This is a genomic window from Lysinibacillus sp. NPDC098008 (genome assembly GCF_044760715.1).
GTDB lineage: Bacteria > Bacillota > Bacilli > Bacillales_A > Planococcaceae > Lysinibacillus.
Map to the genome: position 1 here is coordinate 203,419 of NZ_JBIWBA010000002.1, position 25,797 is coordinate 229,215.

Sequence of the window (25,797 nt, forward strand, 5' to 3'; positions counted from 1 at the left end):
GCTTTATGCCTCCCATAATTCAGTTACGATTTTATATGCTGCTACTGGGTCTTGTGCGCCTGTTACAGCACGCCCTACAACAATCAATGAAGAACCATCTCGTTTAGCCCCATCTGGCGTTGCAATACGCTTTTGATCGTGTGCAGCACCACCTGCTAAACGAATTCCGGGTGTGACACGTAGAAAATCCTCTCCACATGTCTGTGCAATAGCTTTCGCCTCATGGACAGAGCACACAACCCCTTGTAGGCCAGCCTGCTTTGTAAGACTTGCATAGTGCAAAACAGATTCTTGCAAGGAGAGAGCAATTTTTTGCTCTGCTTGCATTTGTTCTTCTGTTGTTGATGTTAATTGTGTAACAGCTATTAATGCTGGACGTTCTTTGCCAGCAGGTGTTCCCGCTTCAAGGCCTTCTAATGCTGCCTCCATCATTGGACGCCCGCCTGCAGCATGGACATTAACTAAATCTACACCTAATTTTGCTAGCCCTTTCATTGCAGAGCCTACTGTATTTGGAATATCATGTAATTTTAAATCTAGGAAAATATCATGCCCTAAATCCTTTACTTTGCGTACAATATCAGGTCCTTCTTGCATATATAATTCCATACCAATTTTTACGAAAAGAGGCTCATTGAACTGTTGAAGAAAATCGGATACTTCTTTTTCTCCTGGAAAATCTAATGCTAATATAGGTTTGGTGTTCATCAACGATGGCTCCTTCCAATAATATCTGTTATATGCTCTACGCCTAATGCATCAAGCTTTGCTGGTAATTCATCAATAATGGTTGGGCATACAAAGTGGTCAACGAAGTTGGCTGTGCCTACTGCAACGGCTGAAGCACCCGCAGACATAAAATCAATGACATCCTGTGCCTCTGTTACACCACCCATACCGATAATCGGAATATTTACCGCTTTATATACCTCATATACCATGCGTATTGCAACTGGCTTCACCGCTGGGCCTGATAAGCCACCTGTGCCATTTGCAATCACTGGCTTACCTGTACGCTCATCTAAACGCATCCCTACTAACGTATTAATCATTGTAATACCATCTGCGCCACCCGCTTCAACGGCTACAGCAATATCTACAATGCTTGTCACGTTTGGCGAGAGCTTCACATAAACTGGCACTGAAGAAACCGCTTTGACAGCCTCTACTAGCTCGCGTGCTGTTGCTGGGTCTGTGCCAAATTGAATACCACCACATTTAACATTTGGACAAGAAATATTAAGCTCCAATGCTTTTACATTTGACGCTGTGGAAATACGACGTGCCACTTCTACATAGTCTGCTGTTTCCGTACCTGCAACATTGGCAATTATCGGCACATCATAGCTCTCTAAAAACTTTAGCTCCTCATTCATCACTTTTTCAATGCCTGGATTTTGTAGCCCGATGGCATTTAGCATTCCTGCTGCTGTTTCGGCAACGCGCGGTGTTGGATTCCCAGCACGCGTTTCAACCGTTGTTGCCTTAATCATAATTGCACCTAGCTTTGATAAATCATAAAGCTGTGCATATTCACGCCCAAAGCCGAAGCAGCCTGAAGCTGGCATAATAGGGTTTTTTAAATCTAAGCCTGGTAATTGCATTGCTAAACGACTCATAGTGCCACCGTACCTTTCGGGAAGACTGGACCATCAGAGCATACTTTCACATAGTCTTTATCAATCTGATCTGTTGTTTGACAAACACAAGCAAAGCAAGCGCCAATTCCACAGCCCATACGCTCTTCAAATGATAAATAACCCTCTTTTTCTGGATAAAAGCTTTCTAATGCCTTGAGCATTGGCAATGGTCCACAGGAATAAAAGATATCGAACTCTGGGGCACGCGATTCTAATACATTTGTCACAAAGCCCTTTGTCCCTTTAGAGCCATCCACTGTCACATAATGTGTTTCGCCAAGCGCATTAAACTCATCCTCATAAAAGCATACATCCTCTGTTTGGAAGCCTAATACATGGATTGTTTTTACACCACGTGCATTAAGCTGTTTAGATAACTCATATAATGGCGGTACACCGATACCACCACCTACTAGTAGTGCTGTGCCTCCCTCTTGCACTGCGTCTATAGGGAAGCCATTACCGATTGGTCCAAGCACATTGACCTGCTGACCCTCACGATTTGTTGCTAACACTTTTGTACCGCGCCCTTCTGCACGATAAATCATCGTAAATTCGCTATTGGCTTTATCAATATTTGCAATACTAATTGGTCGACGTAAAAGCGGCTCCAATGAATCTGACACCTTGACATGGACAAACTGGCCAGGAGTCATATCCTGAACCAGTTCCCCACGAAGTGTCAGTTCGAAAATGTTTGTCGCAATTTGCTTTTGAGAAACGACCGTCATTTTCTCTTGACATATCATATTAGTGTACTACCTCCGCTTTTGGCATTTGTTCTGCTGTAAATGTCATCGATTCAATAACACGTACCATTGCTTCTGCTGTATCTAGAGATGTCAGACAAGGCACACCATTTTCTACAGACTCACGACGGATTCGGAAGCCATCACGCGCTGGCTGCTTACCTTTTGTTAATGTGTTGACAACAAGCTGAGCTTCACCGTTTTGGATAAGGTCAATTAATGTTTGCCCTTTTGCCCCGATTTTGCCAACAACATCTGTGCGTACACCTGCTGCTTCAAAGCTGCGCGCTGTACCTTCAGTAGCTACAATGCGATAGCCAACTGTTGAGAAACGTTTTGCTAGTGCAATTGCTTCTTCCTTATCTTTATCAGACACCGTAAACAATACTGTACCTTCTGTACGAATTTCCATACCAGCTGCTACTAAGCCTTTATAAAGAGCCTTTTCTAATGTTGCATCTTTCCCCATTACTTCCCCTGTCGATTTCATTTCAGGGCCGAGTGTAATATCTACACGGCGTAATTTTGCAAATGAGAACACTGGTACTTTCACAAAGACACCATTTTGCTCAGGAGCTAAGCCTGTTGGGTAGCCTTGCTCAACAATAGACTTGCCAAGAATCGCTTTTGTCGCAATGTTCGCCATTGGGATATTCGTAATTTTACTTAAGAATGGTACTGTACGTGATGAACGTGGGTTCACCTCTATAACAAATACATCTCCTTGTGAAATAACATATTGAATGTTCATTAAGCCAATAATGCCAAGACCTTTCGCAAGGCGAGTTGTATAATCCACTAGTGTATCTTTTTGTGCCTGTGTCAGCTTTTGTGGAGGATAGACAGAGATAGAGTCACCAGAGTGAACCCCTGCACGCTCGATATGCTCCATAATCCCCGGAATTAATACATTTTCACCATCACAAATTGCATCTACTTCAATTTCTTGACCTGTTAAGTAACGGTCTACTAGCACTGGATGATCTGGTGATGCTTCTACCGCGTTCTCCATATAATGGTGAAGCTCTTCTTCATTGTAGACAATCTCCATTGCACGTCCACCAAGTACATAAGAAGGACGAACAAGCACTGGGAACCCTAAACGTTGACCAATAGCAAGAGCTTCCTCTGTCGAAACTGCTGTTTCTCCTTTTGGTTGAGGAATATTTAACTCATGTAAAGCTTGCTCAAATTTATCACGGTTTTCTGCACGGTCAATATCTTCTAATGTTGTGCCTAAAATTTTCACGCCATTGGCAGCTAATTTATCTGCAAGATTAATCGCTGTTTGACCACCGAATTGCACAACAACACCAATCGGTTGCTCTAGGTCAATAATATGCATAACATCCTCGATTGTTAATGGCTCAAAGTATAATTTATCTGAAATCGAGAAGTCTGTTGATACCGTTTCTGGATTTGAGTTAATAATAATCGCTTCATAGCCAGCTTCTTGAATCGCCCATACAGAGTGGACAGTTGCATAGTCGAATTCTACCCCTTGACCGATACGGATTGGACCTGAACCAAGCACCACAACAGAAGGCTTATCTGATTTAATGGATTCATTTTCTTCCTCATATGTGCCATAGAAATATGGTGTTTCTGAAGCAAATTCCGCTGCACATGTATCAACCATTTTATAGACAGGAATAATGCCTTGCTCTTTACGATAAGCATAAATCGCTTCTGGTGTTGTTTCCCAAAGTTCTGCAATTTTCTTATCAGCAAAGCCTAAACGTTTTGCTGTACGTAATACTTCTTTATCATTTTTATTGTTAGCAAGTGTTTGCTCCATATCAATGATATTTTTAAATTTATTTAAGAAGAATAAGTCAATTGCCGACCATTCATGAATTTGTTCAATTGTAACACCGCGGCGTAATGCTTCACCAATAAAGAATAAACGCTCATCCCCAGCTTTACGTATACGCTTTTCAACCCAAGCATCTGAGTTATCTTCAGCATGTTTTAGCTCTAAGTGTACTTGACCTGTTTCCAATGAACGTACAGCCTTTAACATTGCTTCCTCAAATGTACGACCTAGTGCCATTACCTCACCAGTTGCCTTCATTTGTGTACCAAGATTACGTTTCGCTGATTCAAATTTATCGAACGGCCAGCGTGGAATTTTCGCTACAATATAGTCCAATGCAGGCTCGAAGCATGCATATGTTGAGCCTGTTACAGGGTTTTTAATTTCATCTAATGTTAAACCAACAGCAATTTTAGCAGCTAGCTTCGCAATTGGATAGCCTGTCGCTTTAGATGCTAATGCAGATGAACGTGATACACGTGGGTTTACTTCGATTACATAGTAATTAAAGCTATATGGATCAAGTGCTAGCTGAACGTTACAGCCACCTTCGATTTTTAATGCACGAATAATATCTAATGAAATATTGCGTAGCATTTGGTTTTCACGATCTGATAATGTTTGTGTTGGGGCAACTACAATGGAATCACCTGTATGAATACCTACTGGGTCAACGTTTTCCATATTACATACAACAATGGCATTGTCAGCCGCATCACGCATTACCTCATATTCAATCTCTTTATAGCCTGCGATTGATTTTTCAAGAAGACACTGTGTTACTGGCGAATATTTTAGACCAGATGTTACGATTTCCTCTAAATCTTGATCATTATAACAAATACCACCGCCTGTACCGCCAAGCGTAAATGCTGGACGAACAATTACAGGATAGCCGATTTTTGCAACAAAGCTTTTTGCTTCATCTAAGTTATGGATAATATCAGATTCAGGTACTGGCGCACCTAGCTCGTACATTAAATTACGGAATAAATCACGGTCTTCCGCTTTATGAATTGCCTCTAATTTTGTCCCAAGAATTTCAATGCCGAGCTCGTCTAAAATACCTGATTCATCTAATTCAATGGCCATATTTAAGCCTGTTTGTCCACCAAGTGTCGGTAAAATAGCATCTGGACGTTCTTTACGTAAAATACGTGATACGAAATCAAGTGAAATTGGCTCGATATAGACTTTATCTGCAATTTCTGTATCTGTCATAATTGTTGCAGGGTTTGAATTGATTAAAATAACACGGTAGCCTTCTTCTTTTAAGGAAAGACAAGCTTGTGTTCCTGCATAGTCAAATTCTGCTGCTTGTCCGATAACGATTGGGCCTGAGCCGATTACTAAAATAGTTTCAATATCTGTACGTTTAGGCATGTTGTTTCCCCTTCCCTGCTTCTACTTCCATCATTTCGATGAATTCATCAAATAAGTGGTTTGAATCTTCTGGTCCTGGTGATGCTTCTGGATGATATTGCACTGTAAAAATTGGATATTTCTTATGACGTACACCCTCACATGTACCGTCATTTAACGCGATATGTGTTAATTCTAAGTCTGTATCTTTTAATGATTCAATATCAATGGCATAGCCATGGTTTTGAGATGTTAAATCTGTGCGACCTGTGCGTAAATCTTTTACAGGATGGTTACCACCACGGTGTCCAAACGGTAATTTGAAGGATTTTGCGCCACAAGCTAATGAAAAGATTTGGTGACCTAAGCAAATGCCAAACATTGGTACTTTCCCAATAAGATTGCGCACTGTTTCAATACCTTCTGGCACCTCGTCAGGGTTCCCTGGTCCGTTTGATAGCATAATGCCGTCTGGATGCCAAGCTAAAATTTCCTCAGCAGGCGTATTATAAGGCACAACAAGCACATCACAGTCACGTTTATTTAATTCACGAAGAATACCGTGCTTCATACCATAATCAATTAGCACAACTCGTTTACCACGTCCAGGAGATGGATAGGCAGCTTTTGGCGATACTTCACGTACATGGTGCGTAATGGCTGGTGTTGCTTGTAGTTGTGCCACAATTTCATCCACATTTACTTCTTCATCAGCAGCCGTTAAAATCGCTTTTACTGATCCTTTACTACGAATAATACGTGTTAATTTGCGTGTATCAATCCCTTCAATACCTGGGATATCCTTTGATGTTAAATAGTCATCAACCGTTAAATCACAGCGGAAGTTGGAAGGTGTTTTGGCTAATTCACGTACAACAAACCCACGAATAACAGGTGTAATAGATTCAAAATCATCACGATTAATGCCATAATTCCCAACTAATGGATATGTGATAGTAACAATTTGTCCGTAAAATGAAGGATCAGAGATTGATTCCTGATAACCCGTCATACCTGTTGTAAATACAACCTCACCTTGTGAAGCGCGATCACTACCGAATGCCGTACCTGTAAACACTGTGCCATCTTCTAAAATTAGTAAACGTTTTTTCATTACTCTGCCTCCTGATATACGATATTGCCTTCAAAAATTGTTACTACTGGCCAGCCTTTCGCTACCCAACCATTGAATGGTGTATTGCGCCCTTTTGATACAAAGCCCTCTGCATTAACTGTTTGCTCTTTTTCAAGATCAATTAACACCATATCAGCCGAAGCACCTACCGCTAATGTGCCGTATGGAAGGTCAAAAATAGCTGCTGCTTTTACAGTCATCCAATCGATTAATTGCTTTAATGACCATTTTCCTGTTTCTACAAATTGTGTATAAAGCAGTGGGAAGGCTGTTTCAAAGCCAACGATGCCAAATGGTGCACCAACCATACCACAGCATTTTTCCTCAACCGTATGTGGTGCATGGTCTGTTGCAATACAGTCAATTGTGCCATCAAGTAGTGCGGCATGCAGGGAATCCTTATCATCAGCTGCACGTAATGGCGGGTTCATTTTCCAGTTTGCATCATCTGCTGGAATATCCATTTCCTCTAGCAATAAGTGGTGCGGACAAACCTCTGCTGTGACACGAATCCCTGCTGCCTTTGCATCTCTTACTGCACGTACAGATTCTTTTGTTGACACATGACAAACATGGTAGCGTGCACCTGCTGCCTCCGCTAATAAAACATCTCGTGCGATTTGTACTGACTCACAAATGGAAGGGATACCTGGAAGCCCAAGCTCCTTATTACGCTTACCTTCATGCATGACACCATCATAAATTAATGAATTATCTTCACAATGTGCCACAACAACCATATCATGCTCCGCTGCATCTTTCATTTGCTCATACATTGTAGCCGCAAGCTGAATGCCTACACCATCGTCTGAAAACGCAACAGCGCCATGTGCTTTTAATTGCTCAATATTTGTACGCACCTCACCTGAAATATCCTTTGTAAGAGAGCCATATGGCAATACGCGAATAACAGCACTTTCCTGAATAAGCCCATTAATCAGCTGCATATTTTCAACAGAGTCTGGTACTGGTTTTGTATTTGGCATTGCACAAATTGTTGTAAAGCCTCCTTTTGCTGCTGATGCTGACCCTGTTGCAATTGTTTCTTTATGCTCAAAGCCTGGCTCACGTAAATGTGTATGTACATCAACAAAACCTGGCGCAACAATAAATCCGTTCCCTTCAATAATTTCAGCATCCGCTACAGAAACGTCCTGTCCAATTGCTGTAATCTTGCCATTCGCCATAGCGATATTAACTGTTTGTAGCTCACCTTGCTCATTTACCATTTGCACATTTCGAAGTACCTTTGCCATCCTATTCTCTCTCCTTTAAAATAGTTTCGATAATAGCCATTCGTGTGTAAACACCATTTCGCACTTGCTCGAAAATACGTGACCGTTCACACTCCACTAGCTCAGAAGCAATTTCTACATCGCGATTCACAGGCGCTGGATGCATAATAATTGCGGATTCTTTCATTTGTTGCTCTCGTTCGATTGTTAAACCATATTCCTGATGGTAGCTTTCTTTTGAAAAGCTTTTGTTTACTTTATGACGTTCATGCTGCACACGTAGTAACATAATCACATCACTTATTTCGATTAAGTCATCCCATGAATGATGTGCCTCAAAACTTCCTGCCCATTCTTCTGGACATAGGAAGTGGACGTTTGCACCTAAGCGCTGCAATGCCACTGCATTTGATTTTGCCACACGGCTATGGGATATATCGCCAGCAATAGTAATATTCAATCCTTCAAACTTACCAAACTCTTTTTTGATTGTATAAAGGTCCAATAATGATTGCGAAGGATGCTGACCTGCACCATCACCCGCATTAATAATGGCTACATTAATACCGTTTAGCAGCTCATTGTAATATTCATCCTCTGTTGCACGAATAACAACGGCATCTAAGCCGATCATTTCTAGTGTTTTAACCGTATCATACATCGTTTCCCCCTTTGTAACACTTGAAAACCCGGCATCGAAAGGAATAACGGTACAACCAATTTTGCGCTCTGCCATTTCAAAGCTTGTTTTTGTACGAGTGCTTGGTTCGAAAAATAAATTGGCTACATTGTACTTACGAGATAATGATGATGCTTCACCGTTTTCAAATGCTTGTGCAAGGTCAAGAATATGATGAATTTCCTCTATTGTTAAATGTTCCATCGATAATAAGTTTCTCATTATATGACCTCCATTAGGTTGTGTGTCATGAACGTCTATGTATGACGTTCTCTTTATAAAGGAAAAGCCCCATTGATCGTATCAATGAGGCAGAAGGAGGCGTGACAAACTATAGCAGGTTATAGCACCTACTTCAGCTTGTCCACAGCTTCCCTTTTTTTGCCTCTCTGGACAATTCATTAAAAGGTACTACTATGAATTTTTATGTTGATTGTCTTGTACAGGTATTGCCGCTTCTTGTTTGCCTGGCAAAACAGCATTCAATAGCACACCGATAATCGCTGCTAGTGCCATGCCCTCAATGCTCAATGATTCTGAAATCACAAACTTTGCACCGCCAATACCGATAACTAAAATAACCGATGCAATCACTAGGTTACGGCTATTGCCAAAATCAATATGATTATCTACTAGCATGCGTAAACCACTTGCTGCAATAATACCAAATAGTAAGATAGATACGCCACCAAGTACCGCAGTTGGAATTGTTGCAATTACGGCCATAGCTTTTCCGAAGAATGATAGTAAAATTGCCACAATCGCTGCACCTGCAATAACGTAGATACTGTACACACGCGTAATTGCTAGGACACCAATATTTTCACCATACGTTGTTTTTGGTGGACCACCAATAAGCGCACTAATAAATGTACCAAGCCCGTCCCCAAGCAGTGAGCGGTGTAAACCAGGTTCTTTAATATAATCACGCTCCACAACTTTTCCTAATACAAGCTGGTGACCGATATGCTCTGAAATTGTAACAATAACAATTGGTACCATTGTCAGCAAAATTTTGGTTGTCACTTCAAATTCATAATGCACACCTGGTATTAAGAAATCAGGGATGGCAAAAAATTTTGCAGCAGCAATTGGTGTATAATCTACAATGCCAATGATCATGGAGTAAATATAGCCTACGATTAAACCAATTAAAATTGGCATTGTGCTTAAAATACCTTTGAAGGAAATCGTAAAAATAATGGCTGTAAAAACAGTAACTAATGCAGCAGAAAAGTGTAAAAAGCTATATTGACCATCAACGTTCATTGCCATATCTACAGCTGTGCCTGATAGTCCAAGACCAATTACCATAATAACTGGCCCTACTACAATTGGCGGTAAAATTTTCATTATCCATTTATAGCCACTTTTCCAAATAACTAAGGATACAATTCCATATGTAACCCCAACAGCCATCGCACCAATCATGGCGTGTCCCGGATTTACACTAGAGCCATCTGCATTTAAACCACCTGCTACAAGCAAAATTGGTGCAATAAATGCAAAGGATGATCCTAAATACGCAGGCACTTGAAATTTCGTAATTAATAGGAAGAAAAGCGTAGCAATTCCACTTGTTAATAACGCAATAGCTGGGCTTAAGCCAACGAGCTGTGGCACTAAAATGGTTGAGCCAAACATGGCAAACATATGCTGGAAGCTTAATGTCACCAGTTGGAGTGCGTTTGGTTTATCCTTAATATCTAACACTGCATTTGACATATTGCTTCCTCACCTTATCGTTCATCTTCTTTATAAATAATAACGCAATCTTCTCCATCAACTTCTTGCAAGTTTACAACAATACGCTCAGAGCCTGAAGTCGGCACATTCTTTCCTACATAATCTGCTCGAATCGGTAGCTCTCGATGCCCTCTATCCACAAGCACAGCCAATTGGATTTGTGCAGGTCTTCCTAAGTCCATGACAGCGTCTAGTGCTGCACGAACGGTGCGCCCTGTATAAAGTACATCATCCACTAAAATAATTTTTTGATTTTTTACGGTATAATCAATATCCACTTGCTCTACATGTGCTTGCTCATTTTCGTGCTTTGTTGTTAAATCGTCCCGATATAGCGTAATATCAAGCTCGCCTGTACGAATCGCTTGTCCTTCAATTTTTTCAATTCGTTGTGCTAGACGTTTGGCTAGAAAAGCACCTCGTGTTTTAATACCAACGAGAATACATTCATCAATTCCTTTATTGCGTTCAATAATTTCATGGGCAATACGCGTTAACGCTCTTGTCATTGACGGACCATCTAATAACTCATTTTGTGCCATATTCATGTCCTCCTCCCTATCATCTATTATCAGTCATATGTCCATAAAAAAACCTCTCAAGGCGAGTAGCCTGAGAGGATTATATACATGTTGAAAAAGCATGTTGAACAATTTGCAGCACAAATTATCACAACACTATCACATAAACCTTCTCAGCCTCTCTGGACTGTCATTAAAGGTGACTATTTAGTTTTCTTATTTATTCACTGTCGTTAGTATAGACCTTCTTCGTATATACGTCAATGCCTATTTCGTAAATCCTTTAATAATTGCTCATAATCAGCAGGAAGTGGCGCTTCAAATTCCAGATATTCACCAGATACAGGATGGTCAAACCCTAAAACACCCGCATGCAGCACTTGTCCACCAAAATCAAGTGTTTTTTTCGGACCATATTTTGGATCACCTACAAGCGGGAAGCCAATATAATTCATATGTACACGAATTTGGTGTGTACGTCCTGTTTCTAAACGGCACTCCACAAGCGTATAATCGCCAAAGCGCTCAATCACTTGGAAATGTGTAATAGCATGCTTGCCCTGATCAACAACAGCCTGTTTTTGACGGTCTTTTGGGTCACGTGCAATTGGTGCATCAATTGTTCCTTTATCATGTGCAATATGTCCATGTACAAGCGCTGTATATTTACGAGTGACTGTTTTATTGACTAACTGATTCACTAAGGATTCATGGGCTACATCGTTTTTTGCCACCATTAATAAGCCTGATGTATCCTTATCAATACGATGCACAATACCAGGTCGCATTACACCATTAATCCCTGATAAATCTTGACAATGCGCCATTAGTCCATTTACTAGCGTACCTGTCATATGTCCTGGTGCTGGATGTACCACCATGCCCTTTGGTTTATTCACAACAAGCACATCTGCATCCTCATAAACAATATCCAACGCTAAGTTTTCTGCGACAACATCCAATTCTTCAACTTCTGGTACATCAATAACAATGAGGTCACCAGCTTTAACCTTATATTTTGCCTTAACAGCATCGCCATTTACTTTAATAGCTCCATCACTAATCCAGTTCCCTATTTGCGTACGTGACCATTCTGACTGTAGACTTGAGAGTGCCTTATCAATGCGCTCTCCTTGTTGCTGTTCTTCAATTGTATATGTTACTTGCGTCATTGTTTCACCTGTTTCTTTTCTTTTTTATCTTCCACGATTAAGCCAATCATTAGCAGTACAACAGCTATTGTTAACGCAGCATCTGCTACATTAAAAATAGGGAAGTCATAGTTAATAATAGGAATGAAAACATCTGCAAAATCAACCACTTCACCTCTAAATAAACGATCAATAAAGTTGCCAATCGCGCCACCTAACAATAGCATTAAGCCAACCTGAAAAAGTGGTTTACCTTTTGCTTCTTTATGATAAAAGTAGAGAATCGCACATATAACGACAACGGTTACGATACTAAACAACCATATTTGTCCCTCCAGCATTCCCCATGCTGCTCCTCGATTGCGATGAGATAAAATGCCAAACCATGGGTCCCATAGCGCAATGCGCTCCCCATACGCCATATTTTTGACAACGAGCCATTTTGTCCATTGATCGAGTAAAATAACAAAAGCAGCAAATCCATAATATTTATACACAAACATTCCTCCGATCGCTCAACATCTAACCTATTCTACCATAACAGCACCCTTTGCCATAACTACGAGCATATAAAAATCTGGTGCTAACAGCATATGTGCAATAGCTATAAAAAAGCAAGCTAGAAATCAAACAACCATTTCTAACTTGCTTTATATTTATTATGCGTAATATTTTTCTACAACATCTGCACAGCGCGCACATAATGTTGGATGTGCTGCATTTGTGCCAACTGTTTCAGAAATTGACCAGCAGCGCTCACATTTTTCACCTGCTGCCTTTTCCACAGCAATTGATACATGCTCAAGCGCTAATGCATGGGCAGGTGCTTCTGCTAATGTTGCTACCTCAAATGCCGAAACAATAGAAAGCTGTGCAAAATCAATATTTGCATCGTTCAGTAATACTACAATATCCTCTTTTGCATAGACAGTTACTTTTGCTTCAAGTGATTTCCCAATTATTTTAGCATTACGTGCTTCCTCTAATGCTTTTAAAATATCATCACGAACATCGATAACCTTTTCCCATTTTGCACGAAGGCTATCAAAATTCGCTTGCTCATCTACCTCTGGTAAGTCTGTTAATTGGACAGAAATTTCCTCTACAAGACCTTGTGCATATAGGTATGACCACATTTCATCTGTTGTATGTGGAATAATCGGTGTCATTACTTTCACCAATGTCATTAATGTATCATACATAACCGTTTGCATTGCACGGCGGTCTTGATTGTCATAGCCTTCAATATAGACAACATCTTTGGCAATATCTAAATAGAAGGAGGATAGCTCTACAGCAACAAAGTTATTGACCACATGGTACACAGCAGCGAAATCATAACGATCATAAGCAGCACGCACTGTTTTTAAGACGTCTTGCAAGCGCATATATACATATTGATCCATTTCACGAAGCTCTGTATAAGCCACACGATTTTTCTGTGGATCAAAATCAGCGATATTGCCGTGTAAGAAACGCAATGTATTACGAATTTTACGATATACTTCAGACACTTGCTTTAGCATATCCATTGAAATACGTACATCTGCTGTATAATCCACAGAAGCAACCCATAAACGAAGAATATCTGCACCATATTGATCCATTACTTTTTGTGGCACAATTGTATTCCCTAGCGATTTACTCATTTTTCGCCCTTCACCATCAAGCACAAAGCCGTGTGTTAAAAGCCCTTTATAGGGTGCAAAGCCGTTGATTGCTACAGATGTAATAAGGGATGAGTTAAACCAACCACGGTGTTGGTCAGAACCTTCTAAATAAAGGTCAGCTGGATACTTCATACCACGCTCTACTAAGACACCTTGGTGTGAAGAACCTGAGTCAAACCATACGTCCATAATATCGTTTTCTTTTGTAAATTCACCATTTGGGCTACCTGGATGTGTAAAGCCTTCAGGTAATAATTCTTTTGCCTCTTTTTGGAACCAAATATTCGATCCATGCTCACGGAATAACGCAGCTACATGAGCAATTGTTTCTGGTGTAATAATTGGTTCACCATTTTCAGCGTAGAAAATTGGAATCGGCACACCCCATGCCCGTTGACGTGAAATGACCCAGTCGCCACGATCACGAATCATATTATAAAGACGAGTTTCACCCCAAGCAGGTGTAAATGTTGTTGCTTTTACAGCCTCTAGTAGCTCGCCACGGAATGCTTCAACCGATGCAAACCATTGTGGTGTCGCGCGGTAAATAACAGGCTTTTTCGTACGCCAATCATGTGGATATGAGTGTGTAAAGAAGTCTAGCTTCTCTAATGCTCCAACTTCTTTGAGCTTTTCTGTAATGAGTTTATTGGCATCATTATAAAAGACACCTTCAAAGCCAGGTGCTTCATCTGTATAGCAACCACTATTATCAAGAGGGCTAAGAATACCTAAACCATATTGTTTACTAATATAGTAATCGTCTTCCCCGTGTCCAGGTGCAGTATGCACACAGCCAGTACCAGCATCAGCCGTTACATGCTCACCTACCATAATAAGTGATTCACGATCATAGAATGGATGCTGTGCTACAATACGGTCAAGTGCCTCACCTTTCACTTCCTGTACAATTTCATACGATTCCCAGTTAAGCGCAGTTGCCACTGACTCTACTAATTCTTTAGCAATAATGAATTTCTTCTCTGCCACTGCCACTACTACATAGATAAATTCAGGATTTAAAGAAATCCCTAAGTTTGCTGGTAATGTCCAAGGTGTTGTTGTCCAAATAATAAATTTCGCATCTGCTGGCACAACGCCTTTTGCATCTTTAATCGCAAAGCTGACATAAATAGATGGTGATTTAATATCTTTATACTCGATTTCAGCCTCTGCAAGAGCCGATTCAGAAGATGGTGACCAATAAACAGGCTTTAAGCCCTTATAGATATAGCCCTTTTCTGCCATTTTCCCGAATACTTCAATTTGACGCGCTTCAAATTCAGGCTTTAATGTAATATATGGATTTTCCCAATCACCACGTACACCTAAACGTTTAAATTGCTGGCGTTGATTGTCGATTTGCTCATAAGCATATTTTTCACAAAGCTGACGGAATTCCGCCACAGACATTTCCTTACGTTTAACACCTTTATTTGCTAATGCCTGCTCAATTGGTAAACCATGTGTATCCCAACCTGGTACATAGTTCACATGATAACCAGACATTGAACGATGACGTGTAATCATATCCTTTAATACTTTGTTTAATGCGTGACCAATATGAATATCACCATTTGCATATGGAGGACCATCATGTAACACAAACTCAGGGCGACCTTCTGTACGCTCCATCTGTAATTTGTTAATATCCATGTCATTCCATTTTTCTTGCATTTTTGGCTCATTTGCTGGTAAATTTCCGCGCATTGGGAAATCTGTTTTTGGCATTAATAAAGTATCCTTGTATTCAACCATTAAAATTCCTCCTTTACGATTACAAACAAAACATCTACAACAATTATTGGCAAACATAGCAAACCTAATGCTTCTGCCTGCAAATAAAAAAAGCCCTCAATCCCACAAAGGGACGAGAAGCTTCTACTCGCGGTACCACCCTAGTTGCAGCACAATTCAAATTGCACTACCTCTTTCAAGCACGTTAACGTTGTGCGGCACGAAATAACTTACTGCTTTCAGTTATTTAGCTCGGAAGTGATCTTCATTGTTAGTTGTTTGTTTGGGCTTCCACTATCCCCAAATCGCTTCACTACGCCTAACAATTACTATCTTCGTCTTTGCCTGTATGCATATCTGTTCAAATAATTGCTAGTATAAAGTATATGAAATTCAATCATTCACGTCAAGTTTCAATTATAGGGCAAGAGAAAAAATTATAAATCTTCGGATTCCTGTGCTTCCTCTACAGACGCTTGAATTTCAGTTAGATCAATATCATATTGCAGCAAATGATCCCAATCATCTGCATTTAATAGGTCAAGCTGTGCCTCCACAAGCATTTTAAAGCGATTACGGAATACTTTGGATTGTTTCTTGAGCTCATCGATTTCAATCGTTACCTTACGTGCCTTTGTTAATGCTTCATTGACAATTCGATCAGCATTTTTTTCAGCTTCTTTGACAATAAGCTTTGCCTCTTTTTGTGAATTTCTGCGTACTTCATCCGCTGCCTCTTGTGCCACAACTATAGATTTTTGTAAAGTTTCTTCTAAGGTGTTAAAATGCCTCGCTTGCTCTAAAGCGATTTCTAACTGTCGATCAACTTCTTTTTTCTCACGCAATAAAATTTCATAATCTTTAATAATCTGATCTAAAAATTCATTGACCTCGTCCTCAGCATAGCCCCTGAAGGTCTTTGTAAACTCCTTATTATGTATATCAATAGGTGATAATGGCATACAATCCTTCTCTCCTTTACGTGTACATTCATAATTTCTATTATACAATTGTTGCGACAACTTAGCAGTAAAAATTAATGAAAATTACTTCACTTTCAAGCTTTTTGGGCCAATCGACCGATTTGTAGACGAATTTTATCTTTTTTTGTACGGCCTTCTGTCATAATAATTTTAACACGTCCACTTCCTCGTATCGATAAAATATCGCCCTCTTGTAATTCAAAAGCAACAGCATCTCGCTCTGTCCAATTTACACGTACTTTATTTCCTGTAATAAGTGCTTGTGCCTTTTGACGGGACACATTTAAAACAGTTGCAATAATAACATCTAAACGCATCGAAGACACCGTATGAGATTCCTCAAGCCATTCGTCCTCATTAACAAGCAGCGGCTCCATTTCCTTTATTGCCTCCACATGTACCTTTACCTTGCCAATGCCTGTTAAATGCAAACGTACATAGTCTGCTACCTCTTGCGCAACGACAAATTGCACCTGATGCTCATTCACACGAATATCTCCAAACTTACCACGGTTTAAGCCTAATGATAACAATGCACCTAAAACGTCAGGATGTCGCAATTGTACAAATTTCACAGGGTAATGAATGGTAAATGCTACGAGCTGGAAGTCATCCTCAGTCGGTTCAAAATAAGTAGGAAAAATAAGCATACGCTGCCTCTCCGCCTTATCAAATAACCCCATGCTTGCTGTTTTTAATGTATCGTCTTGTCCAATAATGGATGCCACAATAAAGCGCTGCCTTGGATCAAGAAAATCCGTTAGCTTTGGTGCATAGCGATCTTCCACCTCACGCTGCCAATTAACCACCTGTTCAATAAAGGGTTGTTCCTCTTTTCGAAAATGCTGAATTAAATGCTCCATTTGATTATCTCCTTCACCTTTGACATTCTATCCGCCACTTTTAGTATTCTATCCGTCACTCTTAGCATTCTATCCACCAACTACTATAGCATTAAAAAAACCCTCACCAAATCGTGAGGATTTTCTTTTAAATAAACATAAAGTATATTTTCTGAATGACTATAAAAAGCCCTCGTTCAATAAAATTCAGCATAAAGATTGCCACGATAGGAGAAATATCAATCATTCCAATAGGTGGAATAAATCGTCTGAAAATCCCTAAGTATGGCTCACATACTCTTGCCAGCATACGTCCAAATGATGAATTTTGCGCAGCAGGCACCCAAGACATTAAAATATATATAATTAGCAAAAATGAATAAATCCTAAATGCTAACGATATATAGTTAAGTATAATCAAAAAAGTCATATAAACTACAATCCTCGCTATTAATTATCGTCTAAAATAAAGTTCGTAATTTCCCCAGTTACTTCTACGTTATCAGGTGTGCAAAGGAAAATATCTTTACCAATTCGTTGAATATCCCCTGCAAGGGCATACACTGTACCGCTTAAAAAATCAATAATTCGTTTTCCTTGCTCCCGCTCGATACGCTGCAAATTTACAATTGTTGCCCGTTTATTTTTTAAATGCTCTGCGATATCTTGCGCTTCTGCATATACTCTAGGCTCAACTAAAACCACTTTTGCTCCTTTCGAACTCATCGCTGCCTGTAAACTAACAATGTTGTTAGGCGTTGCTGTGCTTTGTGGCATAATTTCATGGACGGGCGCTTTGCGTTCTTTCATGTTTTTTTTAGGCTTTGCTGTTTGAACTTGTTGCTGGTGTTGTATGGGTTGTTGCTGTTGAATAGGAGCTTGCGTGATCTCTTCTTCTAGTTCCTCTTCAAGGTAAAAGAAGTTTTTAATTTTATTTTTCATGCTCATCCTGTTCCCCTCTTTCATTTCCAACAAGAGCCGTACCGACTCGAACAAAAGTAGCCCCTTCCTCTACCGCAATTTCAAAGTCATTAGACATGCCCATTGATAACTCGGTACAAGGTGCATGTGCGAATCCTCGCTCGGCTATTTGCTGTTGACATTGTTTTAATTGCTTGAAAACAGAGCGAATAAGTGCTTTGTCTTCTGTATTTGGTGCCATTGTCATTAAACCCACAACTTGAATTTTTGTAAAACTTGTTAATGCTTCTACAAAAGGTAAAACTTCCTCAACCATTAGCCCATGCTTTGATTCTTCACCAGAAACATTTACTTGTACAAAACATTTAACAGGTTTTTCTGCTCGTTTTTCAATTTCTTGTGCCAAACTCAAACGATCTAAGGAGTGTAAATAATCAATGTTGTTAATAACTTGCTTGACTTTGCGTGTTTGTAGTGACCCAATATAATGCCAATGCACATCGGCTTGAATCGCTGCAATTTTATGATTGAAGCCTTCAGGTCTATTTTCGCCAAAATGAATAAGCCCTGCATCAATTGCTTCTTGTGTTCTTTCCACAGAAACTTCTTTTGTTACGGCAATAATTTGAACTTTACTAGCATCACGATTGCCTCGCTTTGCTGCTGCTATCAGTACATCATTTATTTTGCTTAAATTTGTTAAGATTTTTGTCACTGTTCTTCCCAACTTTACAACAATAGTTTCTCTTATTGTAACAAGCAATGGTTGATTTATCAATGAATAGCCTGACCTATATCAGCATTAGCATGCATAAAAAACGAATCTTTTGTCTTAAGAAAGTGCCTTCACTAAAATAACGTCCTTGCCGACGACAAGCACATCCTTCATATATACCTTTCTCACAGATTCCTCCCCTTTAAAAAAGCCCAAATATTTACGAGGCTCAGCAATTAAAAATGCGGTAACATAGCCTGTTTCCTTTGATACTTCAGCATCTACAACAAACCCTATAAAACGTCCATTCCCTGCTTCAATTACTTCTTTTTGCTGCAACATTGAGAATCGCACTAACATCCCTCCTCTATCTATTACCATCTACTTCCATTCTAAAACGTTGCTATCTCTTTATATTTATGTATCAATTGTTCATTGAATGAAGAGAAAATGCGCACCGAATAATCGGATGCGCATTTTTTTATTTGTAATCTTTTTGCATTGTTTCAATCGCATTTTTTTCTAGGCGTGAGATTTGTGCTTGTGAAATCCCTAACTCCTTGGCAATTTCAGTTTGTGTTTCACCGTAATAAAAACGCTTTGCCACAATCATTTGCTGACGTTCATCTAACTTTTGTAAGCTTTCCTTCACCGATACATAGGCAACCCATTGATCCTCTGATACATCATCATCACGCAATTGGTCCATCATATAAACAGCATCTCCGCCGTCTGAATAAATAGGTTCCTGCAATGAAACAGGGTCTTGAATAGCATCTAAAGCAAATAACACATCTTCTTTTTTCATATCAATCATTTCGGCAATTTCTTCAATCGTAGGTTCTCGCAAATTATCAGTTATCCATTGCTCTTTTGCCTGCATTGCTTTATAGGCTATATCTCTTAAGGAGCGAGAAACTCGCAATGCATGATGATCACGCAGATGGCGACGAATTTCACCAATAATCATTGGCACAGCATATGTCGAAAACCGTACATTATGCTTTAAATCAAAATGATCAATGGCTTTCATAAGGCCAATACACCCTACTTGAAATAAATCATCTGCCTGTTCACCTCGATAGGCAAATCGACCAACAATACTTAGCACTAACCTTAAATTGCACATGACAAGCTCTTCTCGAATTTCCGTTTCCCCTGCTTGCAAACGGATAAAGAGCTCCTTCATTTCCTCGTGCTTTAAAATTGGCAAAGTCGATGTATCTAAGCCGCAAAGATCTACTTTTGTTCGCATATTCGATTCCTCCGGATGTTATTCTCTGACTAAACCGTGACATCAGTTTGTCCGAGAGCAACAAGAATATGCACAAAAGCTATGACCAATTTTAGGTAGGGTAAAATTCCCTTTCTATGATATCGGTTGATTTAAGTTTTCACGTAAATCTTGAATAATTTTCTTTTCTAAACGGGAAATATAGGATTGAGATATACCTAAATGGTCGGCAACCTCTTTTTGTGTCATTTCCGCTTTACCGTTTAGTCCAAAGCGGCATTCCATAATATAACGTTCACGTGCACCAAGCAAATTAATCGCATGGAACATATGCTGACGTTCGATTTTTTTCTCTACATTATCTAAAATAATATGCTCTTCTGTTCCTAAAATATCCGATAATAATAATTCATTTCCATCTGCATCGGAGTTGAGTGGTTCATCTAATGAAACTTCACCTTTCATACGGCTTGTTTTTCGTAAGTGCATTAAAATTTCATTTTCAATGCAGCGTGATGCATAGGTTGCAAGTTTAATATTTTTATCTGTATTAAATGTTTCAATCGCTTTGATTAATCCAATGGAGCCAATGCTAATTAAATCCTCAATTGGCGTACCTGTATTATCAAAACGTCTAGCAATATAAACAACAAGACGCAAATTGCGTTCAATTAGTGTATCTCTAGCTCGTAAATCACCGTTCATAAAGGATGCAATCACTGTAACTTCTTCTTCTCGACTTAGTGGCACTGGCAATGAATCATTTCCCCCTATATAGTACGTTTCACGACTTCGAAACTTACTCCATAATTTTTTCAAGCTAGCAAGTAGCCTAAGAAGCAATCGTTCTCCCCCTCTATGAGTTATTTGAAAGCGCTGAAAAATGTAAAATTGCTGCTGTGCTATGCGGAAAATTTTTAGCTTTTTTGGTTAACACGATATATTCATTTGTTTTCACTTGTGAGGGCTCTCCCTTGATATGCCATTCATCAAAACGAAAGCCAAGTACAACGCTTTGCTGCTGTACGGTATTAACATGAATAAATCGGATATAACGCTGGTAATCTTCTGCAAACATGGATACATTGTATGGGTCTGTTTCCTGCCACTCTATTAATGATTTGCGGAAAGCTGCGGGTAAATGTGGACGTAAAGCTGTATAAGAAACAAAATGAACAGGTTTTCCTGAAAGTGGTTCAATCGCTTGATTGCCTGTATCAACAAAGGCAGATAGCGGTATGGCTGCGCCAAAAATTTTCAATGTCGTATCAAAGACAAACTGACCACTTAAGCGTTCAAGCTTAACGAAACCCCATTGTTTATAAAACAAGACGAGATTCGCCACTGCAAGCACAAAGCAAATCATAATAAAATGAGCAACAGCTAGATTTTTTAAATAAGGTTGTAAAGCTGTTAACAAACCGCCAATTACAATAGTTGCTGTTACAACAATAGGTCCTTGCTTTTGAAAACTTCGAAGCTTGAATTGAAAAGCTATACCAATTAATAATAGAAAGCTTAGCACCGTTGTCCACAGCGTTTGGCCGCCAATGACAGCTACTAAACTACTGCAAATCGAACTCATTAATAATCTTGAATGTTTAACAACAACGCCTGTTACTCTTACTGTAAACATAAGTATTGCTAGATTAAAAAGTGTATTAATGAGCACCAGCCATTCTCCATACATAACAGCCGCCTCCTACTTACAAAGTTAGCATGTTCCTCCCACAAATATTGTCAAACAATCGCATCATTTTCAGAAAATGTTTTGACAAAAAACATGGTTTCCTTACATGTTTGAACATCATTGTGGCAAATATAAAAAGCTCATAATTTACATATGTAAATTACAAGCTTTCTAGAAGTTATTTATTGAAGTTATCCGCGATTTTTACGATTGCGTAAAAATGCTGGTACTTCAAGCATATCGTCTTGTGCATAATTTTGTTGATTTTGACGTGGCTGCTCTTGTTGTGTAGGCATTTCTTGTCGTTGTTCACGAATAGGAGCCTGTTGCTGTGGAGCAGATTGTCTATTTACATTAAGCGATGGCTTCGGTGTATTGCGTTGCTGCTGTAAAGCTTCCTCTGAAAAACCAGTTGCAATAACAGTTACAATGATTTCATCTTTTAGATTTTCATTGATAACAGAACCGAAAATCATATTTACTTCTTCATCTGATGCAGAGGCTACAATATCTGCTGCCTCCTGTACTTCAAATAAGCTAAGATTCGAGCCACCTGTAATATTCATGAGGACACCTTTCGCACCATCAATGGACGATTCAAGCAATGGACTTGAAATAGCCTTTTTTGCTGCTTCAGAAGCTCGGTTTTCACCTGTGGCAATACCGATCCCCATTAATGCTGAACCTTTATTAGACATAATTGTTTTAACGTCTGCAAAGTCTAAGTTAATAAGACCAGGTGTTGCAATTAAATCTGAAATACCTTGCACACCTTGACGTAAAACATTATCAGCTTCTCTAAATGCTTCTAACATAGGTGTAGATTTATCGACAATTTGTAGGAGCTTATCATTCGGAATAACAATTAATGTATCCACTGACTCCTTCATGCTGCCAATACCACCGATTGCCTGTGTTTGACGTTTACGACCTTCAAAAGTAAATGGACGTGTCACAACACCTACTGTAAGGGCTCCTAATTCACGAGCAATCTGAGCAATGACTGGTGCAGCACCAGTACCTGTTCCTCCACCCATACCAGCCGTTACGAAGACCATATCTGCGCCACGCAGTACCTCTTCTAGCTGCTCTCGGCTTTCTTCTGCGGCTTTTTTACCTACTTCAGGATTTGCTCCTGCGCCTAGCCCACGCGTTAGCTTAGCACCAATTTGTAGCCTTACTTCCGCCTTTGATAAATTTAATGCTTGTGCATCTGTGTTCACTGCGATAAAGTCAACGCCTTGTACACCATGCTCAATCATACGATTGACAGCGTTGTTACCGCCGCCACCGACACCTATGACCTTTATTACTGCAAGTTCATCAACACTTGTATCAAATTCTAACATCTCTTTTTCCTCCCACGGTAACTCGACTCTGTATCATTCATTACGCATTCTAGTTAATCAAAAAACTTATCGAATAATTTTTTTGCTTTCCCGATTACGCTTTCTTTTGGTTCTGAAGGTGCAGAATACTCTTGCTTTTTAGGTGTAGCTGCTTGAGCTCCTACAACTGCATATTCAACAGGCTGCGTATTCGTACTCTTACCGTAAAAATCATCTTCTAAATGGGCGTAACGAATAAGTCCAACTGCCGTCGCAAATGAAGGCTCTCTAACGCCAATATAATCGGGTGTATAGATTCTTACACGCGTTTGTAGAATTTGACGTGCTAATTGTGCGATACCTTCAAGCTTTGCAACACCACCTGTTAAAACAACGCCACCAGGTAAATCTCGAACACCTAAACGTGCTAATTCATCAATCACTAGCTCTAATAATTCCTCTAAACGAGCACCAATAATTTCTGATATATAACGCTGGCTATACTGGTCAGTAGAATCTGTACCCACAATCGGTACTTCAAAAACTTCATCATCAGATGCATCGTCATAAAAGGCATGTCCAAATTGGTGTTTAATTTGCTCTGCTTGTTCTGTTGGTGTTTTTAAAACAATTGAAATATCTTTCGTTATATGATCACCACCGACTGGTATAACACCTGTATGCGTTAACAATCCCTCTTCAAACACCGCAATTGTTGTAGAGCCACCTCCTATATCAATAAAGGCAGTCCCTTGGTTTTTTTCGTCTTCCGTTAAAGCAAAGTAGCCTGATGCTAATGGCTGTAAATATATTTCTCGTATACTTAAACCAGCCCGCTCAACACAGCGCAGAACATTGTGTAAAAGCGTTTTGGATGTCGTTATCATTGTTGCATCCATTTCAAGACGGATGCCAATCATGCCACGAGGGTCTTTAATCTCATCAAGATTATCCACAATAAATTGTCTTGGAATGATGTTCACTAATTCACGTTCAGGAGGTATCGACATGACTTGTGCAGATTCTACTACTCTGTCTAAATCATCATCTGTAATTTCTCTGTTTTCACTATTTACAGCGACAACACCTTTAACTAGCTGTAACATCGTCTGGTTAGCAGGAACACCTAAAACGACTTCTTGAATTTGATATCCTGTCATTCGTTCGGCTTGTTCTATTGCTTTTCGAATAGATTGAACTGTTGCATCAATATCAACAATTGCCCCTTTTCGAACCCCATTCGACTTTACATTTCCGACGCCAATTACATGTAACTGTCCGTCGCTCATTTCACCGATTAATACCTTGATAGAGGACGACCCTATATCAAGAGAAATGTATAAATCTTGCTGATTCAATTCGCTGCACCTCCTTGAAAAATGCTCTTATTTTCATTCTATTGTAAATTTAGCGTAATGTCTAAGCAAATCGAGTATTTTGGTCAATTTTTCTCTTATTCTACGGTAGTTTTCTTCTTTTTGTGATGTTTCTCATCTAATCGAGTTAGTAAAATCCGCCTAATTATTGCTATATTTTGGAACAAACGTACACCAAAAGCGAAAATTGCTGCTAAATATAAATCTATTCCTAAATTAACACCTAAAAAGGCTAATCCTGCTGCTAGCATAATATTAAAAAAGAATCCTGATAGAAATACTTTATCATCATATACTTGCTGTAATTGTGCACGAATACCACCAAATAATGTATCTAAAGCTGCTAACACAGCGATTGACAGATAACTTTCATACATAGAGGGGATTTGTATATTTGTTAATAAGCCCAGAGCAAGTCCAAATATCAAACCTAAAAATGGTAGCCACATATATTAATCTCCTTTTTTTACCTCTGCTAAATAATCACTTGTCAATGGCTGATCAAATGCTGGTATTTGTAACTGTTCGCTCGGCTCTTCAATCACTAATTTAAAATTATCTAGATAAAACGAATCAACAAATGTTGAGGCTTGCAATGAATTATACATTTTTTGTGCTGCCTTAAAATCGCTTGTCCCAACATAAATTTCAAATGGTGGTGAGGACAATGGCGTGCTATTCACAGTTGTCCTTCCATTAATATCTCGAATAGCAGTTGTTTGGACAACACGATTTCCGTCTATCGAAACACTTGTGGCATCATTTTTAAATAATGTATTTAATAATTGTGTTAATAAATCTGGTGAAATTTCTTTTATTTCGTAACCCATTGCTATTAACTCAGCTGCGGGTTCAACGCGAAGTATCACCCCCGGCCCAGTAACTTCTGTTAGGCCTGCTTGAAGCTTTAAACGCTTTAATGTTTCCGTTAAAGCCGCTTGCTGATTTACTTTTTCAGATTGCTCATAGCGATCCACTACTTCCTGCAGTGAGCGAATTTCTGCTAGTAATGTGGAATGTCGTTGTTTTTCTTGTGCTAATTCCTCTCTGATTGCCCAAATATCTCGTGTATCTCGCTCAGCTGGTTTTTGTATGGTATTGTATTGTACCGCTATCATCAAACCGATAATAAATAGCACGATCGTTATTCGGGTATACATATTTCTTTGCAAAATAGCCCCTCCTAGACGTATCGTATGCCTCCTTAGGATACGACCCTAAACTCTTCTGCCACTTATTCGGAGGCTAAGATTGAACTGTAAACAAG

At 39.4% G+C, this 25,797-nt stretch carries 26 protein-coding genes and 1 other annotated feature; of the genes, 1 reads left to right on the forward strand and 25 read right to left on the reverse strand.

What is annotated here, in order from left to right; all coding sequences use genetic code 11:
• Positions 1-3: 3 nt before the first annotated feature.
• The 9 genes from pyrF to pyrR all read right to left on the reverse strand — a co-directional run bounded on the left by pyrF (position 4) and on the right by pyrR (position 10,904).
• Complete coding sequence (pyrF, locus tag ACIQVU_RS03380) at positions 4-708, reverse strand: orotidine-5'-phosphate decarboxylase (protein ID WP_402893845.1); 705 nt, start codon at positions 706-708, stop codon at positions 4-6.
• Entirely contained in the window at positions 708-1,619 is a 912-nt protein-coding gene (locus ACIQVU_RS03385) for a dihydroorotate dehydrogenase (protein ID WP_340804664.1), read from the reverse strand. The genes pyrF and ACIQVU_RS03385 overlap by 1 nt, the downstream gene beginning before the upstream one ends.
• Positions 1,616-2,389: a dihydroorotate dehydrogenase electron transfer subunit gene (locus ACIQVU_RS03390; RefSeq protein WP_340804663.1), complete on the reverse strand. Its 774-nt coding sequence runs from the start codon at positions 2,387-2,389 to the stop codon at positions 1,616-1,618. Before ACIQVU_RS03390 ends, ACIQVU_RS03385 begins: the two co-directional genes overlap by 4 nt.
• A 1-nt stretch (position 2,390) precedes the next feature.
• On the reverse strand, positions 2,391-5,588 hold the full coding sequence (gene carB, locus ACIQVU_RS03395; protein ID WP_340804662.1) for a carbamoyl-phosphate synthase large subunit: 3,198 nt from the start codon (positions 5,586-5,588) through the stop codon (positions 2,391-2,393).
• Positions 5,581-6,681 carry a glutamine-hydrolyzing carbamoyl-phosphate synthase small subunit gene (gene carA / locus ACIQVU_RS03400; RefSeq protein WP_340804661.1) on the reverse strand — a complete coding sequence of 367 codons (1,101 nt, stop codon included), beginning with the start codon at positions 6,679-6,681 and terminating at the stop codon, positions 5,581-5,583. Before carA ends, carB begins: the two co-directional genes overlap by 8 nt.
• A complete protein-coding gene (locus ACIQVU_RS03405) occupies positions 6,681-7,958 on the reverse strand; it encodes a dihydroorotase (RefSeq protein ID WP_340804660.1) in 1,278 nt (425 codons plus the stop codon). Before ACIQVU_RS03405 ends, carA begins: the two co-directional genes overlap by 1 nt.
• Before the next feature lies 1 nt (position 7,959).
• Positions 7,960-8,838 carry an aspartate carbamoyltransferase catalytic subunit gene (locus tag ACIQVU_RS03410; protein WP_340804659.1) on the reverse strand — a complete coding sequence of 293 codons (879 nt, stop codon included), beginning with the start codon at positions 8,836-8,838 and terminating at the stop codon, positions 7,960-7,962.
• Between the two features lie 192 nt (positions 8,839-9,030).
• Positions 9,031-10,341, reverse strand: a complete 1,311-nt coding sequence (locus ACIQVU_RS03415; protein WP_340804658.1) for a solute carrier family 23 protein — start codon at positions 10,339-10,341, stop codon at positions 9,031-9,033.
• A 14-nt stretch (positions 10,342-10,355) separates the two neighbouring features.
• Positions 10,356-10,904, reverse strand: a complete 549-nt coding sequence (gene pyrR, locus ACIQVU_RS03420; RefSeq protein WP_340804657.1) for a bifunctional pyr operon transcriptional regulator/uracil phosphoribosyltransferase PyrR — start codon at positions 10,902-10,904, stop codon at positions 10,356-10,358.
• Between the two features lie 87 nt (positions 10,905-10,991).
• Here pyrR and ACIQVU_RS03425 point away from each other — a divergent pair, with 87 nt between their 5' ends.
• Positions 10,992-11,120, forward strand: coding sequence for a hypothetical protein (locus ACIQVU_RS03425; protein ID WP_340804656.1), 129 nt, complete (start codon positions 10,992-10,994; stop codon positions 11,118-11,120).
• Between the two features lie 23 nt (positions 11,121-11,143).
• Here ACIQVU_RS03425 and ACIQVU_RS03430 read toward each other — a convergent pair whose 3' ends face one another.
• From ACIQVU_RS03430 to ACIQVU_RS03505, 16 genes are all read right to left on the reverse strand, one after another.
• Positions 11,144-12,055 (reverse strand): RluA family pseudouridine synthase, encoded by a 912-nt coding sequence (locus tag ACIQVU_RS03430; protein ID WP_340804654.1) that lies wholly within the window; start codon positions 12,053-12,055, stop codon positions 11,144-11,146.
• Positions 12,052-12,531: a signal peptidase II gene (gene lspA / locus ACIQVU_RS03435; protein ID WP_340804653.1), complete on the reverse strand. Its 480-nt coding sequence runs from the start codon at positions 12,529-12,531 to the stop codon at positions 12,052-12,054. The genes ACIQVU_RS03430 and lspA overlap by 4 nt, the downstream gene beginning before the upstream one ends.
• A 162-nt stretch (positions 12,532-12,693) precedes the next feature.
• Positions 12,694-15,462 (reverse strand): isoleucine--tRNA ligase, encoded by a 2,769-nt coding sequence (gene ileS / locus ACIQVU_RS03440; RefSeq protein ID WP_340804652.1) that lies wholly within the window; start codon positions 15,460-15,462, stop codon positions 12,694-12,696.
• Positions 15,463-15,567: 105 nt separating this feature from the next.
• Positions 15,568-15,792, reverse strand: a binding site (T-box leader).
• Between the two features lie 86 nt (positions 15,793-15,878).
• Entirely contained in the window at positions 15,879-16,403 is a 525-nt protein-coding gene (locus ACIQVU_RS03445; RefSeq protein ID WP_340804651.1) for a DivIVA domain-containing protein, read from the reverse strand.
• Positions 16,404-16,498: 95 nt separating this feature from the next.
• A complete protein-coding gene (locus ACIQVU_RS03450) occupies positions 16,499-17,287 on the reverse strand; it encodes a YlmH family RNA-binding protein (RefSeq protein ID WP_340804650.1) in 789 nt (262 codons plus the stop codon).
• Between the two features lie 127 nt (positions 17,288-17,414).
• Positions 17,415-17,696 (reverse strand): YggT family protein, encoded by a 282-nt coding sequence (locus ACIQVU_RS03455; RefSeq protein ID WP_340804649.1) that lies wholly within the window; start codon positions 17,694-17,696, stop codon positions 17,415-17,417.
• A gap of 20 nt (positions 17,697-17,716) precedes the next feature.
• Complete coding sequence (locus tag ACIQVU_RS03460) at positions 17,717-18,214, reverse strand: cell division protein SepF (protein WP_340804648.1); 498 nt, start codon at positions 18,212-18,214, stop codon at positions 17,717-17,719.
• Positions 18,198-18,902, reverse strand: a complete 705-nt coding sequence (locus tag ACIQVU_RS03465) for a YggS family pyridoxal phosphate-dependent enzyme (protein ID WP_340808530.1) — start codon at positions 18,900-18,902, stop codon at positions 18,198-18,200. The genes ACIQVU_RS03460 and ACIQVU_RS03465 overlap by 17 nt, the downstream gene beginning before the upstream one ends.
• Positions 18,903-19,019: 117 nt before the next feature.
• Positions 19,020-19,262 carry a PRC-barrel domain-containing protein gene (locus tag ACIQVU_RS03470; protein ID WP_340804647.1) on the reverse strand — a complete coding sequence of 81 codons (243 nt, stop codon included), beginning with the start codon at positions 19,260-19,262 and terminating at the stop codon, positions 19,020-19,022.
• A 121-nt stretch (positions 19,263-19,383) separates the two neighbouring features.
• Positions 19,384-20,157, reverse strand: coding sequence for an RNA polymerase sporulation sigma factor SigG (gene sigG, locus ACIQVU_RS03475; RefSeq protein WP_004227313.1), 774 nt, complete (start codon positions 20,155-20,157; stop codon positions 19,384-19,386).
• A 114-nt stretch (positions 20,158-20,271) separates the two neighbouring features.
• A complete protein-coding gene (gene sigE, locus ACIQVU_RS03480; RefSeq protein WP_340804646.1) occupies positions 20,272-20,979 on the reverse strand; it encodes an RNA polymerase sporulation sigma factor SigE in 708 nt (235 codons plus the stop codon).
• 13 nt (positions 20,980-20,992) lie between these two features.
• Positions 20,993-21,826 carry a sigma-E processing peptidase SpoIIGA gene (locus ACIQVU_RS03485; RefSeq protein WP_340804644.1) on the reverse strand — a complete coding sequence of 278 codons (834 nt, stop codon included), beginning with the start codon at positions 21,824-21,826 and terminating at the stop codon, positions 20,993-20,995.
• 191 nt (positions 21,827-22,017) lie between these two features.
• The gene (gene ftsZ, locus ACIQVU_RS03490; RefSeq protein ID WP_340804643.1) at positions 22,018-23,175 is read right to left on the reverse strand and encodes a cell division protein FtsZ; all 1,158 of its coding nucleotides are present in this window, start codon (positions 23,173-23,175) and stop codon (positions 22,018-22,020) included.
• A 53-nt stretch (positions 23,176-23,228) separates the two neighbouring features.
• A complete protein-coding gene (gene ftsA / locus ACIQVU_RS03495; RefSeq protein WP_340804642.1) occupies positions 23,229-24,512 on the reverse strand; it encodes a cell division protein FtsA in 1,284 nt (427 codons plus the stop codon).
• A 95-nt stretch (positions 24,513-24,607) separates the two neighbouring features.
• On the reverse strand, positions 24,608-24,979 hold the full coding sequence (locus tag ACIQVU_RS03500; protein WP_340804641.1) for a small basic family protein: 372 nt from the start codon (positions 24,977-24,979) through the stop codon (positions 24,608-24,610).
• A 3-nt stretch (positions 24,980-24,982) separates the two neighbouring features.
• Positions 24,983-25,702, reverse strand: coding sequence for a DUF881 domain-containing protein (locus ACIQVU_RS03505; protein ID WP_340804640.1), 720 nt, complete (start codon positions 25,700-25,702; stop codon positions 24,983-24,985).
• Between the last annotated feature and the right edge of the window lie 95 nt (positions 25,703-25,797).

Bases quoted from the DNA above. Each gene is read 5' to 3' on its own strand.
- pyrF (WP_402893845.1), bottom strand. From the start codon at position 708: ATGAACACCAAACCTATATTAGCATTAGATTTTCCAGGAGAAAAAGAA.
- ACIQVU_RS03385 (WP_340804664.1), bottom strand. From the start codon at position 1,619: ATGAGTCGTTTAGCAATGCAATTACCAGGCTTAGATTTAAAAAACCCT.
- ACIQVU_RS03390 (WP_340804663.1), bottom strand. From the start codon at position 2,389: ATGATATGTCAAGAGAAAATGACGGTCGTTTCTCAAAAGCAAATTGCG.
- carB (WP_340804662.1), bottom strand. From the start codon at position 5,588: ATGCCTAAACGTACAGATATTGAAACTATTTTAGTAATCGGCTCAGGC.
- carA (WP_340804661.1), bottom strand. From the start codon at position 6,681: ATGAAAAAACGTTTACTAATTTTAGAAGATGGCACAGTGTTTACAGGT.
- ACIQVU_RS03405 (WP_340804660.1), bottom strand. From the start codon at position 7,958: ATGGCAAAGGTACTTCGAAATGTGCAAATGGTAAATGAGCAAGGTGAG.
- ACIQVU_RS03410 (WP_340804659.1), bottom strand. From the start codon at position 8,838: ATGAGAAACTTATTATCGATGGAACATTTAACAATAGAGGAAATTCAT.
- ACIQVU_RS03415 (WP_340804658.1), bottom strand. From the start codon at position 10,341: ATGTCAAATGCAGTGTTAGATATTAAGGATAAACCAAACGCACTCCAA.
- pyrR (WP_340804657.1), bottom strand. From the start codon at position 10,904: ATGGCACAAAATGAGTTATTAGATGGTCCGTCAATGACAAGAGCGTTA.
- ACIQVU_RS03425 (WP_340804656.1), top strand. From the start codon at position 10,992: ATGTTGAAAAAGCATGTTGAACAATTTGCAGCACAAATTATCACAACA.
- ACIQVU_RS03430 (WP_340804654.1), bottom strand. From the start codon at position 12,055: ATGACGCAAGTAACATATACAATTGAAGAACAGCAACAAGGAGAGCGC.
- ileS (WP_340804652.1), bottom strand. From the start codon at position 15,462: ATGGTTGAATACAAGGATACTTTATTAATGCCAAAAACAGATTTCCCA.
- ACIQVU_RS03445 (WP_340804651.1), bottom strand. From the start codon at position 16,403: ATGCCATTATCACCTATTGATATACATAATAAGGAGTTTACAAAGACC.
- ACIQVU_RS03450 (WP_340804650.1), bottom strand. From the start codon at position 17,287: ATGGAGCATTTAATTCAGCATTTTCGAAAAGAGGAACAACCCTTTATT.
- ACIQVU_RS03455 (WP_340804649.1), bottom strand. From the start codon at position 17,696: ATGACTTTTTTGATTATACTTAACTATATATCGTTAGCATTTAGGATT.
- ACIQVU_RS03460 (WP_340804648.1), bottom strand. From the start codon at position 18,214: ATGAGCATGAAAAATAAAATTAAAAACTTCTTTTACCTTGAAGAGGAA.
- ACIQVU_RS03470 (WP_340804647.1), bottom strand. From the start codon at position 19,262: ATGTTAGTGCGATTCTCAATGTTGCAGCAAAAAGAAGTAATTGAAGCA.
- sigG (WP_004227313.1), bottom strand. From the start codon at position 20,157: ATGCGAACAAAAGTAGATCTTTGCGGCTTAGATACATCGACTTTGCCA.
- ACIQVU_RS03485 (WP_340804644.1), bottom strand. From the start codon at position 21,826: ATGTATGGAGAATGGCTGGTGCTCATTAATACACTTTTTAATCTAGCA.
- ftsZ (WP_340804643.1), bottom strand. From the start codon at position 23,175: ATGTTAGAATTTGATACAAGTGTTGATGAACTTGCAGTAATAAAGGTC.
- ACIQVU_RS03500 (WP_340804641.1), bottom strand. From the start codon at position 24,979: ATGTGGCTACCATTTTTAGGTTTGATATTTGGACTTGCTCTGGGCTTA.